Source organism: Capnocytophaga sp. oral taxon 326 str. F0382, from assembly GCF_000318295.1.
GTDB classification, from domain to species: domain Bacteria; phylum Bacteroidota; class Bacteroidia; order Flavobacteriales; family Flavobacteriaceae; genus Capnocytophaga; species Capnocytophaga periodontitidis.
The window spans coordinates 23,139-26,383 of sequence record NZ_KB291363.1; the positions used below are offsets into that span (position 1 = coordinate 23,139).

Annotated in this window: 3 protein-coding genes; all 3 read right to left on the minus strand. The window is 31.3% G+C overall.

Features of this window, described 5'->3' with window-relative positions:
- Positions 1–275: 275 nt before the first annotated feature.
- Complete coding sequence (locus HMPREF9073_RS01575; RefSeq protein WP_009412226.1) at positions 276–779, minus strand: hypothetical protein; 504 nt, start codon at positions 777–779, stop codon at positions 276–278.
- The gene (locus tag HMPREF9073_RS15215; RefSeq protein ID WP_009412227.1) at positions 749–2,866 is read right to left on the minus strand and encodes a hypothetical protein; all 2,118 of its coding nucleotides are present in this window, start codon (positions 2,864–2,866) and stop codon (positions 749–751) included. The genes HMPREF9073_RS01575 and HMPREF9073_RS15215 overlap by 31 nt, the downstream gene beginning before the upstream one ends.
- A 181-nt stretch (positions 2,867–3,047) precedes the next feature.
- A partial coding sequence (locus HMPREF9073_RS16165; protein WP_009412228.1) for a hypothetical protein occupies positions 3,048–3,245 on the minus strand: 198 nt, incomplete at its 5' end.

Below are 3,245 nucleotides of genomic sequence, written 5' to 3' on the forward strand. Positions count from 1 at the left end.
CTATGGTATCTCTTTTGATAGAGGAAATAGTATCTCTAATATCATCAGAAGATGATACTTGGGTATTGTTATTGTTACAAGAAAATAACAATAAACACGCTGAAATAAAATAATAAATTTTTACCATCTGAATATTTTAAAATTAACTTCTCTTTTTTCTTCTTTTCTCTTTTTATAATCATTTTCATAAGCAGTACCAGGCCAGAAACGTCTTTGCACAAAATCTGACACCCACTTCTCGCCAATAAGTTTTATTTGTGTTAGGATATACGGACTTATTCATTGAAAAAAATGTCAATAATTTTATCATCTATTTGTATTTCTATAGGATATAACTCTTTTGTCTTTCCGCCCTGTTTGTATAAAATCAATGTCCAAGGATTGTCTTTGGATACCTGAATTATTTTTTCCCCTATTTTTAGGATTTCGCCTATTTTTATGTTTATTGTATCTATTCTTTTTTCTAATGCAAGATCGCTTGCCATTGTCATATAAAAAGTAGCATCGTCTACCGTTGTATAGAAATCATCATCTTTTGACACATTCTTTAGGCTATCAAGGTAAAATAAGGTTGGTTCCACAAAGATAACATAATTCTTATCCTTTATTTCCCTTGTAATTCTCTCATCGGTTATTTCTTGTACATAATCTGCTTCCTCAATGGTATCTATATCATTTTCAATATAGTTATTTTCTTGGGTATTGTGATTCTTGCAAGCAAATAATAGTAATAATATTACTATAGGGACTAATCTTGTTTTATTTGTATATGGTAACATCTGTTTTCTTTTAAAATTTTATCTAACTCTTTTCTTTTTTTCATTTCATTCCAAAAACTTTGCTCATCCTTTAGCTGCCCATAAGATATGTCAAAGGTATTAAGTCGTATAGGATCTGCAAGATGTTTTGATACAGTTGTGGGTCCTAATTCAATTATTTTTTGTTCCATAAGTTTAATTACTTCTTCTCTACTTTTTATCAAATAATTATCTTCATATACTTGTACAACCTTTTTGCCAGGAGCTTGATATGTTCTTTTCTGCTCTTCTAAGTTTTTTTTACAATTATCATACATAATTCTTGCTTGTTCATAGGGCGTTCTTGCTGTGCTTGTTATAATAATCTTATAATTTCCGGAAGCTTGTCCAACCTCTCTTAAAATATTTTTTGTTTTTTCTGAAAGAGAGTTCTCATCTGCAGTTTTGCCTACAAACTGTAATATAACATCATTTTTACTTTCAAACAATCTCAATTTATAGCACAATCTTTCTTTTACAGCTATAGTAAGCCCATTGTATTCACAATAGAAGAAATCTATATAAATATCTTTATCTATATTATCTTTAATTGTGATTTCAAAGTCAATATGAGTAGTCGTGGGATAGATTTTGTATACTAAATCACCAAAAGGTGTTGTTCTTTCTTTACTATCAACAAAGATTTTACCTGTAATGCTCTTTTCTATTTGCTGATGATCTCTATAATCCTTTTCAGTGTTAGGCATAGTGCTTATTATGGGATAAATATAGCCATATTTACGTCCTCCCAGATGAGAAACAGAAAAATGTATATGCATACTATTTTGATTGATACTTGTAATAGGTACATCAATCTGTCGCGTTCTGCCATCTTGCTTTACTTCGAGAATATTTTGAGGAGCAAGTATGCAATAGGTTTCTTTTTCACTGTTAATGTGTAAGGTTTCCTTTCCTGATGAGATTTTATTAGCTGTTTCTATTTTAAGTGCTGGTAAAAATATATCCTTTAATAGAGGGAGTTGTTCTACTTTCTTTTCATTTACAGTTACTTTAACGGGGCTTTTGCCATAGTGAACTTTAAGGGTATCGGAGGTTACCGCAAAGGTTTTGGAGTTTGCGCTTCCGCTAAAACGCTCTACTTTGATGTAGTAATCTTGTACATTATAATCAGAATCGAAGGCAGCGTGAGAGACTCCATAACCTTTGTTAAAGAGTTCTTTGGTTACTACTATCTCTCTACAAAAGAAGTGATTGTTGTTGAGTTTAAATTTAGGACTTTGGAAGATAACGTCATCAGATGTATGCTTGTCTTTTTCGTAAATAGTATATTGCAGAAAATCAGCTATTTCACCTTTGGAGTCAATACATACGTGTATGGTATCACCAATGGATATTTTCTCGATTGGGTTGCCCTGTTTATCAATAAAATAGGTTTTGGTAATCTCTCCTGTTGATTTCTTTCCGTTCTTATCAAGCCCAAAGCTGGCTTTAATGTAGTAATCTTTTTGGTTTTCTTGGTTTTTATTAGTAAGTATGCTTTTGATAGTGTCGATGGGTAGTTTTATTTTTGTAGTGGCGTAATCGGTATGGTCTACACGAGCTGAAACAGTATCTTTTACGACTTCTTTTCCGTTTTCTTTTTGGCATACGTGGAATTGTATTTCCTTACCTGTTAAGCCTTCTGTTTTGGCACGCAAATGGAGGGAATCATAAACACTGACTTTGTTGTTCGTATCGTATTCTCCTTCAGGGAAGAAGTGTGTAGAGACGATTTTAGGGGCTTTCTCAATACGTTTATGAGGGGTAACTTCAATAGAATCTAAAAGTGTATTTTCTTCTATTTTAGGCTTTTTGTCATTCTTATAAACTCTTACTTGAAAAGTAACGCCATCACTACTCTCTTTTTCAAAATGGCATTCAAATTTATATGATTTGCCATTTATAGTTCTTATAGGCTTCCATTGTTTTTCATCATTATTGTACTTAAAAACGTTCCATAGATAATCTCCTTCATTTTTCGATATAGGGTTTATCACTTCAAATTTTAGTCTTTCTCCTAAAGTATGGGAGGGAGTTCCTTTTGTTATTTTTATCTTTTCGTCGGGCATAGCTTATTGTGGTGTTCTTAATTTTCGGCAAAGATACAAAATATTATTTTATGGGCAATGGTTAATGGTTATTTTTTTGTTGGTATGGTTTTTTATTTGTAAAGCTGTTTAAACTTTTCCTATAATAAAGTAAAAGTTCCCGAAAATTAGTAATTTTTGTTTGAAGAAAAAACACCAAAAATCAGGAACTTTGGGCAAAGATACAAATAAATAAATGGATTATTTCCTTTTTAAGTGTAGGAAAAAGAGGATTTAAAAGTAATTTTGATTTAGCTTCAATATTTTTATTGATTCTCAAGAGATTAAAAACAGGGGGTGTAATGGAGAGAACTTCCAATTGAGAGTTATTTTGAAAAAGGTGAAATCTCTTGGCAAAATG